Source organism: Bdellovibrio reynosensis, from assembly GCF_022814725.1.
Classification (GTDB): Bacteria; Bdellovibrionota; Bdellovibrionia; order Bdellovibrionales; family Bdellovibrionaceae; genus Bdellovibrio; species Bdellovibrio reynosensis.
The window spans coordinates 1,390,281-1,405,132 of the sequence record NZ_CP093442.1 but is presented as its reverse complement, the minus strand read 5'-3'; the positions used below and the strand labels follow the sequence as shown (position 1 = coordinate 1,405,132).

Here is a 14,852-nt window from a genome sequence, read left to right as displayed (position 1 = left end):
AATATCAAGCGGCTGATGAGTTAACAGCCGCCTCTTAATAATGATATCTCAATTGAGAATGTCAATGCCAGCACATCACGTCGTGACGGGTTGTTTTTGATTCTTTTGGCCGGTTCCGCTTGGGGTGGTGCTAAAATGGAACTTAAGTGCTTCTTTTTCAAGTTCAACACTTACACGTCCGCCATCGACTAGGCGTCCAAAAAGAAGTTCGTCAACCAGAGCTTTTTTCAGATGTTCATCTACGACACGCGCCAGTGGGCGAGCGCCATAAACCTTATCATAGCCCTTTTTCATCAACCATTTTATCGCATCCTGAGACACGTTTAATTCAACGTGTTTTTCAAGCAGAGTCATTTTCAACTCATCCACAAATTTCTGAGTAATTTTTAGAACCATGTCCTCAGAAAGATCGCGGAAGGAAACAACGGCATCCAAACGATTGATAAATTCAGGAGAGAACGCTTTTTTAATGGCATCCATTGAAAGCGAACTGCGACCTTCATCAACCATACCGATAGTGCCTTTAGAAGTTTCTAAAGCACCTGCGTTTGAAGTCATCACTAACACGACGTTTTTGAAATCGGCGACGCGACCATTACTATCAGTCAAGCGACCGGCGTCCATCACCTGTAAAAGTACGTTAGTGACATCAACATGGGCTTTTTCGATTTCATCTAAAAGCATGACTCCGTAAGGGTGTTTGTTCACGGCCTCAGTTAAAAGACCGCCTTCTTCATAACCCACGTATCCCGGAGGCGCGCCGACTAGGCGAGCCACCGCATGTTTTTCCATATACTCACTCATATCAAAGCGTTCAAAGTGAACACCCATGATTTGAGCAAGCTGTTTACAAACTTCCGTTTTACCAACGCCCGTAGGTCCAGTGAACAGGAAGCTGCCGATAGGTTTATTAGGTCGACCCAAACCACTGCGCGCAAACTTGATGCTAGCCACCAAGCGATCAATGGCTTCGTCTTGTCCAAAGATATGGGCTTTTAGTTTCTTATCCAAATCTTTGAGCTGAGTTTTTTCACTTGAAGAAATACTAGCAACAGGAAGTCCCGTCATCTTAGCAATGGTTTCTTCTATTTCATTAGAATCAATTTGAACGGTGTCTTCGCCTTGGTGTTTTAAACGGAAGTGAGCACCAGCTTCATCCAGAACGTCGATGGCTTTATCTGGAAGAAGTTTTCCATGGATGTGTTTTTGAGAAAGTTCGACTGCGGATTTTAAAGCGTCCTCAGTGAAGGTCACAGAGTGGAATTCTTCATAGGACTTGCGCAGACCGTTGAGGATCTTAATGCAATCTTCTTTAGACGGTTCGTTCACATCAATTTTTTGGAAACGACGATTTAAAGCGCGATCTTTTTCAAAGTACTGACGATATTCTGTATGGGTCGTCGAACCAATGCAGCTAATGTCCCCTGAAGCCAATGCTGGTTTCAAAAGGTTAGAAGCATCCATCGAGCCACCACTTGTGGCACCAGCACCTACAATCGTGTGAATTTCGTCAATAAATAGAATCGATCCCGGTCGTTTGCCGATTTCTTTTACGACGGCTTTTAAGCGTCCTTCGAAATCACCACGGAACTTAGTTCCCGCTAACAAGCCACCAAGATCTAACGAATAGATCACAGCATTTTTTAGCTTTTCAGGAACTTCGGCTTTAACGATTTTTTGCGCCAAACCTTCAGCGATGGCTGTTTTACCAACACCGGGTTCACCGATTAAAAGCGGATTATTTTTCGTTCGACGGCAAAGGACTTGGACCGTTCTTTCGATCACGTCTTCGCGACCAATTAATGGATCCAATTTTCCCTGTCGAGCACGATCATTTAAGTTTACACAGAAACTTTCAAGCGGGGAGCCCCGACCTTCTTCATAAGCTTCACCTTGATACTCATTTCGAGGAGCTTGGGATGAAGACGATGAAGCCGGAGGAATATCATGCTCTTTTCCGTCTTTAGTAATTCCGTGTGAAATATAATTGATAATATCAAATTGTGTAAGACCCTGGCGGGCCAAGGCGAAAGTCGCGTGGGAGTCTTGTTCATAGAATAGACTTACTAACAAACTGCCTTCACTAATCTGATTGCGTCCGGCACTTTTCATTTGAATGGCAGCGCGCTGAATAAGACGATGACAAGCCAATGTGAACTCTGGCGTCCAAGATTCAAAGCCGCCGTAAGAGGACAGCTGATCATCCGTAATCATTGGTATCCCAACTTTTAGATGATCTCTTAAATCTTGTCGGAGTTTTTGAACATTGACGGCACACGCTTCAAGAATTTCAACCATCACTGGCGATTCTGTGAGTACCAAGAGTATGTGCTCTAAGGTCACAAATTCGTGATGGTGGCGTTTCGCGAGTTCGGTTGCTTCTGCGAGCTTGCGCTCAAGTTCTCGGCTCATCATGCTTCCTCCTCCAGTGTGCTTTTTAGCGGATACTGATTGAGTTGTGCGAATTGATTCACTTGCATCACTTTCATCTCTGCTATCTCTAGACTGAAGACTCCGGCGATACCAGCCCCCTTCTTATGTACATCTAACATGATTTGGGTCGCTTGCTCTTCTGTTTTCGCAAAAAAACGACGCAATACAAGGACCACGAAATCCATCGGGGTATAGTCATCATTCAGAAGGATAACCTTATACATCTTCGGAGTGTCTAGTTTTGGGACTAGTTGGACCCCGGCTTCTCCTTCTGGAGATGAAAAGGGATAGTTGCTGTTATTATTATTGTTGTTCTCACCCATGGCTTTATTCTACCTTATGCCTCAATTTGATCATCCATTCAGATATGACAAGTCTAGGGTCTAAAGAAAAGCTGGTTTTTAGTCGATACGTTTTCGTTCGGCTGTGTGCGGTTGGAATATGCTAGGGAACGTAAGTGAATTTTCCCTCTGGACTCTGTCTTGCAAAGCTAATTAATTTTTGACACACTTATGCCTGTAAACAAAAAAAGATAAGAACCATGGAGGTTTTAATGTTTTCATCTAGGAATTCTCAACGCGGTTTCTCTCTCGTTGAGTTGATGGTCGTTGTTGCGATCATCGGTGTGTTGGCTTCGATAGCAGTGCCATCGATCAACAAATATCTTGCAAAGGCTCGTCAGTCAGAAGCTAAGACTCAGCTGTCATCTTTGTATACTTCAGAAAAAGCTTTCTACGCAGAATACACTGCATACCATGGTATGTTCGGCGCGATCGGATATTCTCCAGCAGGGGAATTAAGATATAACGTTGGTTTCACAACTGTGACTTCTGAAGCGGGCGCTGCAAACGGATACAACACAACTCCTGTAGCTCCAGGAAACGTTCGTACTGCATCAGCTTATTGCGTGGCTCCAGGTGTTGCGATGGGCGCAACAGGGTGCAGAATGGTCCGTGGTGCTACCAATGCCAATCCGCCAGCAGTTCCAGCGATCGGAACAATCACTGTAACTACATTTACTGCGGCAGCTACTGGACGTATCAGTTCTTCTTCAGGTGCTGACGATGTGTGGACGATTGACCAGAATAAAATCTTGTTGAACGCGACAGATGGTATCCGTTAATTGGAAGCTTGCTAGTTTCCTTAGTAAGATTTTTTTTCTTGCACCAATCGGCTTAATTTTAGTCACAAATTGGTGGTCCTTTTCGAATAAACAGGAAGCGCGATCTCTCATCGCGCCTCCTGCCTACCTCAGCAAATTCAGTTTTGGTTATCAAGAAGTTATGGCTGATACAATTTGGATCAGAGCCATTCAAGATTTTGATTATTGCGAACAAAAGAAGGCCGAAAACGTTTGTGTTGATAACTCTTGGCTTTATCACATGGTGGACGCGATAACGGAACTATCGCCAAAGTTTCGCGTGGCTTATTCAAACGGTTCGTTGGCGCTTTCCGTGATTATTTCCGATATTGAAGGGGCTACAAAAATTTTCGATAAGGGTGTTAAGGAATTTCCAAATGATTGGACGATTCAATATCACGCCGCATATCACTACTTGTATGAAGTGAAGGATCGAAAAAGAGCGGCTGAATTACTTTTGCAGGCGGGGAATAATGGTGCTCCTGCATGGGTGTTTACTTTGGCTGGGCGCCTTTATTCTGATGAAGGAAATTTTGAGCTGGCCGAGTCCGTACTTCAAGAGATGATTCAAAACAATCAAGATCCAGTGCTTATTAAGCGCCTTCAAGACAAAATCAATTCAATGAAAAAGCCCGCTGCATCTAAATAGAAGCGTCGCATCCAACTTTAGAGTTACTAAATTTACAAGGAAGCATTGACGGACCATCTATTGGCACCATATTTTGGCCTCTACTATCAGGCTATGATTGACGGAAAACTATGGCACAAAGAGATTACTACGAAATTTTAGGCGTTCCCAAGGATGCAGAACAAGATGTGATTAAGAAAGCTTATCGCAAGCTTGCTATGCAATTTCATCCTGATAAAAATCCAGGGAATAAAGAAGCAGAAGAGCAGTTTAAAGAAGCTGCCGGTGCCTATGAAGTTTTAAGTGATCCTCAAAAACGTGCACAGTACGATCGTTTTGGTCACGCGGCTTTCAGCGGTGGTCGTGGTGGCGGTCAAGGCTTCCAAGATGTGGAAGATATCTTTTCTCACTTCGGCGATATTTTTGGCGATTTCTTTGGTGGTGGCCAACAACAGCAACGACGTCGTAATCGCAATGAACCACGCCGTGGTTCTGATTTAAGATATGTCACGGAAGTGACTTTAAAAGATGTCATCACAGGCTTAGAAAAAGAAATCGAATTTGAAACTGATAAAAACTGCGACGACTGCAAAGGTTCGGGCGCAGAAAAAGGTTCGCAAGTTGTGACTTGTACGATGTGCGGTGGCTCGGGCCAAGTCGTACGTTCGCAAGGTTTCTTTGCGATGGCTTCAACGTGCCCAACTTGTCATGGCCAGGGCACCCAAATTAAAAATCCATGTAAGTCATGCAAAGGCAAAGGCCGCGTGGCTGAACACAGAAAGATCCGCTTAAACATTCCTGCTGGAGTCGACACGGGCACGCGTCTTCGTGTTGCAACAGAAGGTGAAGGTGGATACATGGGCGGCCCTCCAGGAGATCTGTTCGTAGAAATCCGTGTGAAGCCGCATCCGCACTTTGAAAGAAGAGGCGATGATTTATTCGGCGAACTTTCAGTGCCATACATTCAGATGTTGCTAGGTGCAGAAATCGATGTGCCTACAGTGACAGACGAAGTTGAAATGGACATTCCAAAGGGCACTCAACCTGGTGACACTGTGAAGTTAGCTAACGAAGGTTTGCCATCCTTAAGAGGCAACCGCCGAGGCGATATTTACTTCCGCGTGAACGTTCAGTTCCCTGAAAAATTACATAAAGACGAAGAAAAACTTTTAAGAGATATTGCGAAAGCAAGGGGGCTCAAAGTTTCGCCAGAAGGCGGCAGCGGATTCTTCGGAAAAAAGAAATAGCTTCAAGCTTTTCCGCCTCTATTTTTCCATTTTCCAGATTGATTTCCTCAATTTTTTTGCAGAGCAAAAAAATTGAGGCCCCGGCGTTGAAGGGTTTGCGCCGAGGCCTAGAGGGGTAAACATTATTCTTTAAGAGAGGAGCGAAGACTCATCATGCATAGTTTTGCGTGATAACACGAGTTAAAGTTCCGTAACCTATTGAATTCATTTGTTAAAAATCTGTCATAAAAAATTCAGTTTGGACACCTTGACGAAGTCCGGTTCGTGACCACATTTACCTTGTTAAATCCAATCACATCATGTTTTTTAGATCAGCTTATGATCACGTTATTAGGAGAAGAAGTATGGGCAAAATTATTGGTATCGACTTAGGAACGACGAACTCATGCGTCGCAATTATGGAAGGCGGCGAGCCGAAAGTTCTCGTCAATGAAGAAGGCGCACGTACTACTCCTTCAGTTGTTGCGTACACAAAAGATGGCGACCGTTTGGTTGGCCAGATTGCAAAGCGTCAAGCTGTCACAAATCCTGAAAACACTATTTACTCTGCAAAACGTTTCATCGGTCGCAGATTCGACGAGATCTCTGAAGAGATCAAACTTGTTCCTTACACAGTTGTTCCTAAAGGAAATGACTGTGCGTTTAAGGTTCAAGGTAAAAACGTATCGCCTGAAGAAATCGGTGCAGCGGTTTTAGCAAAACTTAAAAAAGTGGCTGAGGACTATCTTGGCGAGCCAGTGACTGAAGCAGTTGTTACTGTTCCTGCTTATTTCAACGACTCTCAAAGACAGGCAACGAAAGATGCCGGCCGTATCGCAGGTCTTGATGTAAAACGTATCATCAATGAACCAACAGCAGCCGCACTTGCTTACGGTCTTGATAAAAAGAAAGACGAAAAAATCGCGATCTACGACTTCGGGGGAGGTACATTCGATATCTCTATCCTTGAAGTAGGTGACGGTGTTGTTGAAGTTCGTTCAACAAACGGTGACACTCACTTGGGTGGTGATAACTTTGACGTTGTTATCCTAGAGTGGTTGATCGCTGAATTCAAAAAAGACCAAGCGATTGATTTGAAAAACGACAAAATGGCGTTGCAACGTCTTAAAGAAGCGGCAGAGAAAGCAAAAATCGAACTTTCTTCTGCACAAGAGACTGAAATCAACTTGCCGTTCATCACTGCAGACCAATCAGGTCCTAAACATCTTCAAACTCGTTTGACTCGTGCAAAATTCGATCAAATGACAGAAGACCTTGTAAGACGTTCTATTGAGCCTTGTAAAAAAGCTCTTCAAGATGCGGGCTTAAAAGCTTCAGAAATTGACGAAGTTGTATTGGTGGGTGGTTCGACTCGTATTCCATCTATCCAAAAAGCAGTTAAAGATTTCTTCGGTAAAGAACCAAACCGCACAGTGAACCCTGACGAAGTTGTGGCAGTGGGTGCCGCTGTTCAAGGTGGTGTATTGTCTGGTGACGTAAAAGATGTACTTTTACTAGACGTTATCCCTCTAAGCCTTGGTATCGAGACTTTGGGTGGCGTTATGACGACACTTATTGAAAGAAACACGGCGATTCCTACTAAGAAATCTCAAGTGTTTTCGACAGCTGCTGATAACCAACCAGCCGTAGACATCCACGTGCTTCAAGGTGAGCGTAAGATGGCTACTGACAATAAAACTCTAGGCCGCTTTGAGCTAGTTGGAATTCCACCAGCTCCACGTGGTGTGCCGCAAGTTGAAGTGACTTTCGACATCGACGCCAACGGTATCCTTCATGTCAACGCGAAAGATATGTCGTCTGGTAAGTCTCAACAAATCAAGATCACAGCACAGTCTGGTCTTTCTGAAGAAGAAATCAAACGTGCAGTGAACGATGCTGAAGGACACGCTGAAGAAGATAAAAAGAAAGCGGAAGCAGCGACTGCAAGAAACAACCTAGACAACTTGGTTTACCAAACTGAAAAGTTGATCAAGGATTCTGGTTCTAAACTTCCAGAAGCTGAAGTGAAAGCAGCTAACGATGCTATCGCTGAAGCGAAGAAAGTTTTAGAAAATAAATCTGCAGAAGCATCTGAATTGCAGGCAGAGTTTGAGAAACTACAAACTTTGACTCACAAAATGACTTCTGAGATTTACAAACAACAAGGTGCTTCTGGCGGTGGCGACGGACAAGGTCAACCACAACAAGAAGAACCTAAAACAGAAAAAGGTGACGACGTCATCGACGCCGACTACAAAGACGTTAACTAATCTGTTTTGTTGTTAAGATATAAAAATCTGAAGCCGGGCTGATGAATGTCAGTCCGGCTTTTTTATTTTGATTGTGGGCACGTCTAGTAGTGTTTCAGGTCCCTTTGTTCATACTTAAGCGTAGGTAGGGCAATGGGGGTTCTATGAAAAGTCTATGGGTTCTAGGGGTTTTCGCTGTATCAGTCGCCTGCAGTTCCGCGAATGCATTTAATTTAGGGGATCTGCGCGGAGGTATTCGTCAGCAATTCACTTCGCCAAACAGCTTGTATGAGCTTTGTGTGGTTCCTAAAAAATGGCAAGGCGGCGATTATAAAAATGGCGACATCAAAAAAGAAGTCGAGCTTTGTACCTTCGATTTTTATACGAACATGGGAATTTGTCCGAAGTATTCATCCACGAATCCCGGCGTTTTACTGATCAAACCCACTTCCAAAAATTCTAAAACGACTATTGATGCTTCTCACTGTGATGTCGACGTCTTAGGTTATAAGACGGAAGCGAAGTTTAAGCAGACTTTCACATGTTCATCAACACCTTCGATCTTAGCTTACTACCAAGTTTCAAGACTTCTGGGGGATATCAATCAAATTCCAGTCTCTGTTATTCGCACCATGGATGCCGGTATCCACAGAGGGCTTGTGGATAAAGCCAACAAGTACTTAAAAGGATCGGGCCGTTATACAGAGATCACTTGGAAAATGATGGAAAAAGTCCATCTTAATCCGCGCGACTATCCCGCACTGATTGACGACACCCACAGACAAATTTACGGCGCCCTCTCAGATAACGTTAAGAACGAAGAAAAATACACCGAAGTCAGCGGCCGGGGGAGTTATAGTACTCGCTACACACGCTTCTTGTCGCTTGCTCCATTCTTAAGGCTGACGGAAACAAGAAGTGTCACTGAAATCGTAGGCTTTAGCGAATTTGCGAAGGTCGCGCAAACCGTCGTGCAGATGAAAGATATCGCTGACATGATCTTGTTAGATACTTTGTTAAATCAACAAGATCGCATCGGCAACATTCATTATAAGTTTTATTGGATGTTTGTTGATCCAAGTAATAATTCTTTAAATCGTCAAAAATCCGACGCCAAGTGGAAGGACAATGTCTTAATTGTTCCTGAGGCTGAAAAAACAGAAATGGCAGGCAAACAAGCAGCCCTGGTTAAACAAATGGTTTTAAAAGATAACGATTGCGGAGTGACGAAAACAAACATGATGCGAAAACTGCAAGTCTTGCAAAAGCTGAATCACTTCAGTTACCGCACCTATCGTAAGTTCTTAGCTTTCGAACAAAGTCTGCAATCACCAGAGGCCAAAGAGTATTTCAAAACCGAACTACTTTTTGGTGATAAAAGCTTTCAGTCGTTATTGAAAAATGCCAAAGAAGCACGTCAAATTCTTAAAGGGAAGTGCGAACGAAAAGAATTGCGCTTTGATTTAGATTTAGAGGGCTATGTTCCTAATGCGCCAGCACTGAATCCTCAGTGCTAGCTTAAAGGAATTTTTAAAAAGCGTTTTCCGTCCTTTTCGGGCTTCGGTAAGTGGCCCGCACGGATATTGACTTGAATGCTTGGTAAAAGCAGTTTCGGTGCTGTTAATGTGGCATCGCGGGTTTTTCTAAAGTTTACAAATTCTTCTTTCGTGGTGACTCTGCGAAGCTGGATGTTTTTTTCCATCTCTTCACCAACGGTGGTTTGGAATTTCAGTTCGCGCCCTAGTGGTTGATAATCATGGCAAACAAAGATTCTTGTTTCTGGCGGCAGGGAATAGATTTTTTCATGCACGGACTCATACAAAGTTTCAGCACTTCCATTGGGGAAATCACAACGGCCCGTGCCTGAATCAGGCATAAATAAAGCGTCACCGACGAACAGGCAATCTTCAATAAGGTAACTTGCGCAGGCAGGCGTGTGGCCAGGGGTGAAAAGGGTTTTAAATTTCAATGATCCTGCATGGAAGGTTTCATTTTCTTTTAATAGGATATCAAACTCGCTGGTGCTGACCTCGCCATCTTCCATGTTAAAGATATTTTTAAAAGTTTTTTGTACGACACTGATACGTTCGCCGATAGCGACCTTAATGTCGGGATAAATCCTTTTTAAAATTTGTGAGGCAGAAAGGTGATCGGCATGGGCGTGGGTTTCTAAAACCAAGTGCGGTTTTAGGTTCACGGTTTTAATGTAGGTCACAATCGGCTCAATGCTTTTTTCACTCAATGCGCCCGACGCCGGGTCAAAGTCCCACACGGGATCAATAATCACAGCATCCAAGGTTTTTTCGTCGTGCACCACATAAGAGAGTGTCGATGTTGCTTTATCAAAAAAATGTTGTACTTGGATGGCCATGTTTACCTCTGCCCTCGAAGATAAATTAACACATTGAAACATTCAAGAAGCGGTTAATTATTTGACGTCAATTTAAGTTGAATTACGATAACGTTTTATTTGAGGTGACTATGCACAAAGACCTGTACCCAGTGAAACCTGAGATTGCTAAAAACGCCTGGATCGATGAGTCCAAATACAAAGAGATGTATGAACAGTCCATCAAAAATCCTGAAGAATTCTGGGCAAAGCAAGCAGAGCGCCTTGAGTGGTACAGCAAGTGGAATAAAGTCAAAGAAACGCAATTCACCAAACCTGTCTCAATTAAATGGTACCTAGGTGGAAAGCTCAATGTGTCTTACAACTGTATTGATCGTCATTTGAAAGAGCGCGGTGACAAAGTTGCCTTCATCTGGGAGCCCGACAATCCAGAGGCCGCGGTTCGTAAAATCACTTATAAAGAATTACATAAAGAAGTTTGTAAGCTTGCGAACATCCTAAAAGACATGGGAGTCAAAAAAGGTGATTTCGTCACCATCTACATGCCGATGATTCCAGAGGCGACCTTTGCGATGCTAGCTTGTGCTCGCATCGGCGCGGTCCACTCGGTGATCTTTGGCGGTTTTGCTCCAGACTCCATTGCAGATCGTATCGCTGATTGTGAATCTAAATTCGTGATCACAGCCGATGCTGGCTACCGTGGCAGCAAAGTGATTCAGCTTAAAGAAAATATCGATAAGGCCATTGTTAAATCTGACAACGTTAAAAAAGTGCTTGTCGTAAAATACGCAAACACCAAAGTTGAAATGAAAGCAGGCCGTGATCTTTGGTATCACGAAGAAGTGCAAAAAGTTTCTGATCAATGTGAGCCTGAAAAAATGGATGCAGAAGATCCGTTATTTATTCTTTACACTTCAGGCTCTACCGGAAAACCAAAAGGTGTGATGCATACGACGGGTGGATATTTAGTTTTTGTTAGCATGACCCATCAGTATGTTTTTGATTATCACGACAATGATATTTATTGGTGCACGGCTGACGTTGGCTGGGTGACGGGGCATAGTTATATCGTCTACGGACCGCTTGCTAATGGCGCGACCTCTTTGATTTTTGAAGGTGTGCCGACTTATCCAACTCCTTCAAGATTTTGGGAAGTGATTGATAAGCACCAAGTTTCTATTTTCTATTCTTCGCCGACAGCGCTTCGTTCCCTAATGCGTGAAGGGGATCAGTTTGTTAAAAACACTTCGCGCAAATCACTGCGCGTTTTAGGAAGTGTCGGCGAGCCGATTAATCCTGAAGCGTGGGCGTGGTATCACGATGTTGTTGGCGATGGACGTTGTCCTATCGTCGATACTTGGTGGCAAACTGAAACGGGTGGAATTTTAATTTCTCCTTTGCCAGGAGCGATTGGACAAAAACCGGGCTCAGCGACAAAACCTTTCTTTGGTGTTCAGCCAAAACTTCTCACATTAGAAGGAAAAGAAGTTCAGGGTGCTGGTGACGGCGTGCTTGTTCTTGCTGACTCTTGGCCAGGACAGATGCGCACGGTATATAGAAATCATTCGCGTTTTGAAGACACCTATTTCTCAAATTATCCTGGTTATTATTTTACTGGAGATGGTTGCAGACGTGATGAAGATGGCTACTACTGGATCACCGGTCGGGTCGACGACGTCATCAATGTTTCGGGACATAGAATTGGTACAGCCGAGATCGAATCCGCTCTGGTGGCCAATCACAAGGTGGCCGAGGCCGCGGTGGTGGGCTATCCCCATGATATTAAAGGGCAAGGCATTTACGCTTTTGTGACCTTAAAAGCTGGCGAATTACCAAGTGATGAGGTTCGTAAGGAATTGGTGCAGACCGTACGTAAAGAAATCGGGCCTATTGCTACGCCAGATCTAATACAATGGGCGCCGCGCCTGCCGAAGACTCGGTCGGGAAAAATTATGCGAAGAATTTTAAGAAAGATCGCTGAAAATCAACCTGATCAATTGGGTGATACCACGACTCTTTCTGAGCCAGGCGTTGTCCAAGAACTGGTGGACAATCGCATGAACAAATGATAATTTTGTAGCTCTGTTCGGGAGGGAATATGAACCAAGTTTTGACTTTAGTGATGATGGTTTTAGTAGCTGCTTTTAGCCGCCTTATTCCCCACCCTTGGAATTTCACAGCGATCGGTGCTATGGCTCTTTTCGGTGGCGCGATGTTCCCTTCAAAAAAACAATCTTTGGTTCTTCCAATCGCAGCTTTGTTCATTAGCGATCTAGTTCTTGGTTTACATTCAACAATGGTTTTCGTTTATTTCGCATTTTTAGCGATCGTACTTTTGGGTTGGGCTCTTCGTGACAACAGAAGTGTTGTGCGCGTTGGAACTTTCGCCCTTGTTTCTAGTTCAATCTTTTTCCTAATTTCAAATTTCGGTGTTTGGATCATGGGTGGCATGTACACTCCAGATTTCGCTGGCCTAGTAAACTGCTACGTTGCTGCGATCCCGTTTTTTGATAATCAAATCTACGGCGACCTTTTCTTCTCTGGCGTTCTTTTCGGCGGCTATGAAGTCGTTCGAAAATTCGCACCGCAAGTTACTGTTTCTAATTAATGTTTGGTTTGCATCGTCCTATTCTAGACGGGAAGGTCAACTTCCCACTGTGTTTAGCTCCGATGGTGGGCTTAACCCACGTAGCTTTGCGTGAGGTGATGCGCGAGTATTTGCCTGACGGTGCTTACACTATCTGGCCAACTGAGATGTTAAACTCGCGGCGTATTCCTGGGGAAAATCTTGAAAAGACTCCTGAAACTATGCGTGCTGTGCACGAGCCTGGTTTAGTTCCGCAGATTCTTGGTAACGAAGAAATCCCTATTGCTGAAAGTGTGAAGCGCCTGATCGAATGGGGAGCGGAAGCCATCGACATCAACATGGGTTGTCCGGTGCAAAAGGCTTTAAAGCATAATTACGGAGTCGCCTTAATGGGTGATCCAAATTATGCCGCTGAAGTCGTGCGCATGACCGTCAAAAATTCTTCGATTCCTGTGAGTGTGAAACTTCGTGCGGTGGGAAGTACCAAAGAATTCGATGATCTTTTAACTTTCGTCAGTGGCTTAAGAAATTCTGGTGCTGCGTGGGTGTGTTTACATCCAAGAACAGCCGCACAAAAACGTCGTGGTTTTGCTGACTGGGAGCAAATCAAACAACTTCATCAAGCTGTGGATTTTCCTGTGATCGGTAACGGTGACGTGCAAACAGCGGAAGATGCTTTGTTGATGCTTAAAGAAACAGGCTGTGACATGGCGATGGCTGGTCGTGGGCTGGCTGCGCGTCCGTGGATGATGTGGCAAGTGGGAGAGGACCTAGGTTTTGCTCCTCCAACTGGTAAAGAGGGCTTACGTGCGCCTCGCACTTCGGAAGAAGAGGGTGCTGAGTACGGAAAAGTTTTATTGAAACTGATCGATCGCTGTCGTCATTATTTTGGCGAAGACTTAGCGATGCGCAAAGTACGCTTCTATGTGCGCACGACATCGGTGTGGCTGCCATTTGGAAATACGTTGGTGGGAGTTTGTGCGAAGGCTCGCACGTTGGACGAAATGGTCGTGGGAGTTCAGAAATTTTTTGAAGGCTCCGTGGAGATGAGTCTGCGCACGGAGCTTAGACAGTAACACTTCTAAAAAGCGAAGCGTATAACTGTTATCGACCAAGTAAAGGCATTAGCTTGCCTTGTTCATCAAGTTCTTTCATGTCGCTGTAGCCGCCAATAAGCTTGCCATCAATCAAAATGATGGGGACGGTTCTCCAGCCAGTTTCGTGCTTAATGCGGTCAATTTCTTCAGGTTGATTGGTTAAATCGATGACCTCGTACTGAATTTCTTTTGCTTGAAAGAAGTTTTCAGCGCGGTCACAAAAAGGGCAGGGATTTTTTTTGTACATTACAACTTTAGCCATAATTCATTTTGACATGGGAACCGCTCAGAGACAAGGATCTGAGTAATATGAATTGTTTGCTCTGCCAAGCTTCTAACCCAGCTCCGTTTAAAGTGGATAAGAATCCCCAGCGCAGTTATTTTCACTGCGCTGTTTGCGATTTGATCTTCATGAATCCGGCAGAGCGCTTAGGCCCCCAAGATGAAAAGCGTCGTTACGATCAACATCAAAATGAAGGCAGCTCTGGTTATCAGGCGTTTCTAGAGCCGTTAGTTAAATACATCGATGATCATTTTAAGACATCGGGCCATGTTGCAAATTCACTGACGACTCTGGATTTTGGGTGTGGGCCTACGGCATTTTTATCTCAGCTATTGAGCTATCGTGGATATCGCACTAGTCACTATGATCTTTATTATTTCCCGGATCAAAGCGCTTTAAGAAGTACGTACAATTTCGTGACAAGTACGGAAGTGTGGGAACATCTTTTTAATCCCAAACAAGAAATCGAAAAAATTCTTCGTTTAGTAAAGCCCGGCGGCTTAGTCGGTGTAATGACTTCCGCGCATCGTGGGGAAGCGACCTTCCATGATTGGCATTATCGCCGTGATCCAAGTCATGTGGTTTTTTATTCAGAAAAGAGCATGAACTGGATCGCGAGCACTTATAAATTGAAAGTGCTTAAGGCGCAGAGTCCTTATTGGGTTCTGCAGAAAATTTAAAATCGTTAAAAGTTAAATCGTGATTTTTACTTCTGAATCGGTAGTGGAGATTACTCTGTTTTATTGTTACCACCGGAGCGGTGGTGGGAATTACAGAGCTTGAATACTTACCGCCGAAGCGGTGGTGGAGATTACAGAGTTTGCATTCTTACTACCGAAGCGGTGGTGGATATTACAG

Annotated in this window: 13 protein-coding genes; 9 read left to right on the top strand and 4 right to left on the bottom strand. The window is 44.2% G+C overall.

What is annotated here, in order from left to right; all coding sequences use genetic code 11:
* Positions 1-75: 75 nt before the first annotated feature.
* Together clpA and clpS are read right to left on the bottom strand one after the other, a co-directional pair.
* Entirely contained in the window at positions 76-2,415 is a 2,340-nt protein-coding gene (clpA, locus tag MNR06_RS06560) for an ATP-dependent Clp protease ATP-binding subunit ClpA (RefSeq protein WP_243540318.1), read from the bottom strand.
* Positions 2,412-2,756, bottom strand: a complete 345-nt coding sequence (gene clpS, locus MNR06_RS06555) for an ATP-dependent Clp protease adapter ClpS (RefSeq protein ID WP_243540316.1) — start codon at positions 2,754-2,756, stop codon at positions 2,412-2,414. Before clpS ends, clpA begins: the two co-directional genes overlap by 4 nt.
* Before the next feature lie 230 nt (positions 2,757-2,986).
* On the opposite strand from clpS, the gene MNR06_RS06550 reads away from it, so the two are divergent.
* The 5 genes from MNR06_RS06550 to MNR06_RS06530 all read left to right on the top strand — a co-directional run bounded on the left by MNR06_RS06550 (position 2,987) and on the right by MNR06_RS06530 (position 9,194).
* The gene (locus MNR06_RS06550; protein ID WP_243540314.1) at positions 2,987-3,556 is read left to right on the top strand and encodes a type IV pilin protein; all 570 of its coding nucleotides are present in this window, start codon (positions 2,987-2,989) and stop codon (positions 3,554-3,556) included.
* Between the two features lie 160 nt (positions 3,557-3,716).
* On the top strand, positions 3,717-4,223 hold the full coding sequence (locus MNR06_RS06545; protein ID WP_243540312.1) for a tetratricopeptide repeat protein: 507 nt from the start codon (positions 3,717-3,719) through the stop codon (positions 4,221-4,223).
* A 110-nt stretch (positions 4,224-4,333) separates the two neighbouring features.
* Complete coding sequence (gene dnaJ, locus MNR06_RS06540; RefSeq protein ID WP_243540310.1) at positions 4,334-5,449, top strand: molecular chaperone DnaJ; 1,116 nt, start codon at positions 4,334-4,336, stop codon at positions 5,447-5,449.
* A 344-nt stretch (positions 5,450-5,793) separates the two neighbouring features.
* Complete coding sequence (gene dnaK / locus MNR06_RS06535) at positions 5,794-7,698, top strand: molecular chaperone DnaK (protein ID WP_243540308.1); 1,905 nt, start codon at positions 5,794-5,796, stop codon at positions 7,696-7,698.
* Between the two features lie 143 nt (positions 7,699-7,841).
* Positions 7,842-9,194, top strand: coding sequence for a hypothetical protein (locus MNR06_RS06530; protein WP_243540301.1), 1,353 nt, complete (start codon positions 7,842-7,844; stop codon positions 9,192-9,194).
* Here MNR06_RS06530 and MNR06_RS06525 read toward each other — a convergent pair.
* Positions 9,191-10,048 carry an MBL fold metallo-hydrolase gene (locus MNR06_RS06525; RefSeq protein ID WP_243540299.1) on the bottom strand — a complete coding sequence of 286 codons (858 nt, stop codon included), beginning with the start codon at positions 10,046-10,048 and terminating at the stop codon, positions 9,191-9,193. The two genes, MNR06_RS06530 and MNR06_RS06525, sit on opposite strands and share 4 nt — an antisense overlap.
* Before the next feature lie 110 nt (positions 10,049-10,158).
* Between MNR06_RS06525 and acs the strand changes: the two genes are divergently transcribed.
* The 3 genes from acs to MNR06_RS06510 are packed head-to-tail and all read left to right on the top strand — an operon-like array spanning position 10,159 to position 13,690.
* Positions 10,159-12,096, top strand: a complete 1,938-nt coding sequence (gene acs, locus MNR06_RS06520) for an acetate--CoA ligase (RefSeq protein WP_243540297.1) — start codon at positions 10,159-10,161, stop codon at positions 12,094-12,096.
* Positions 12,097-12,125: 29 nt separating this feature from the next.
* Positions 12,126-12,635, top strand: coding sequence for a DUF6580 family putative transport protein (locus tag MNR06_RS06515; protein ID WP_243540296.1), 510 nt, complete (start codon positions 12,126-12,128; stop codon positions 12,633-12,635).
* On the top strand, positions 12,635-13,690 hold the full coding sequence (locus MNR06_RS06510; RefSeq protein ID WP_243540295.1) for a tRNA dihydrouridine synthase: 1,056 nt from the start codon (positions 12,635-12,637) through the stop codon (positions 13,688-13,690). The genes MNR06_RS06515 and MNR06_RS06510 overlap by 1 nt, the downstream gene beginning before the upstream one ends.
* Positions 13,691-13,718: 28 nt before the next feature.
* Here the strand turns inward: MNR06_RS06510 and MNR06_RS06505 are convergent, their stop codons facing one another.
* A complete protein-coding gene (locus tag MNR06_RS06505) occupies positions 13,719-13,973 on the bottom strand; it encodes a glutaredoxin family protein (RefSeq protein WP_243540294.1) in 255 nt (84 codons plus the stop codon).
* Positions 13,974-14,020: 47 nt separating this feature from the next.
* Between MNR06_RS06505 and MNR06_RS06500 the strand changes: the two genes are divergently transcribed.
* Complete coding sequence (locus tag MNR06_RS06500; RefSeq protein WP_243540293.1) at positions 14,021-14,674, top strand: class I SAM-dependent methyltransferase; 654 nt, start codon at positions 14,021-14,023, stop codon at positions 14,672-14,674.
* The last annotated feature ends 178 nt before the right edge of the window (positions 14,675-14,852 follow it).

Excerpts from the sequence above, each read along its gene's own strand:
- clpA (WP_243540318.1), bottom strand. The coding sequence starts at position 2,415 with ATGATGAGCCGAGAACTTGAGCGCAAGCTCGCAGAAGCAACCGAACTC.
- clpS (WP_243540316.1), bottom strand. The coding sequence starts at position 2,756 with ATGGGTGAGAACAACAATAATAATAACAGCAACTATCCCTTTTCATCT.
- MNR06_RS06550 (WP_243540314.1), top strand. The coding sequence starts at position 2,987 with ATGTTTTCATCTAGGAATTCTCAACGCGGTTTCTCTCTCGTTGAGTTG.
- MNR06_RS06545 (WP_243540312.1), top strand. The coding sequence starts at position 3,717 with ATGGCTGATACAATTTGGATCAGAGCCATTCAAGATTTTGATTATTGC.
- dnaJ (WP_243540310.1), top strand. The coding sequence starts at position 4,334 with ATGGCACAAAGAGATTACTACGAAATTTTAGGCGTTCCCAAGGATGCA.
- dnaK (WP_243540308.1), top strand. The coding sequence starts at position 5,794 with ATGGGCAAAATTATTGGTATCGACTTAGGAACGACGAACTCATGCGTC.
- MNR06_RS06530 (WP_243540301.1), top strand. The coding sequence starts at position 7,842 with ATGAAAAGTCTATGGGTTCTAGGGGTTTTCGCTGTATCAGTCGCCTGC.
- MNR06_RS06525 (WP_243540299.1), bottom strand. The coding sequence starts at position 10,048 with ATGGCCATCCAAGTACAACATTTTTTTGATAAAGCAACATCGACACTC.
- acs (WP_243540297.1), top strand. The coding sequence starts at position 10,159 with ATGCACAAAGACCTGTACCCAGTGAAACCTGAGATTGCTAAAAACGCC.
- MNR06_RS06515 (WP_243540296.1), top strand. The coding sequence starts at position 12,126 with ATGAACCAAGTTTTGACTTTAGTGATGATGGTTTTAGTAGCTGCTTTT.
- MNR06_RS06510 (WP_243540295.1), top strand. The coding sequence starts at position 12,635 with ATGTTTGGTTTGCATCGTCCTATTCTAGACGGGAAGGTCAACTTCCCA.
- MNR06_RS06505 (WP_243540294.1), bottom strand. The coding sequence starts at position 13,973 with ATGGCTAAAGTTGTAATGTACAAAAAAAATCCCTGCCCTTTTTGTGAC.
- MNR06_RS06500 (WP_243540293.1), top strand. The coding sequence starts at position 14,021 with ATGAATTGTTTGCTCTGCCAAGCTTCTAACCCAGCTCCGTTTAAAGTG.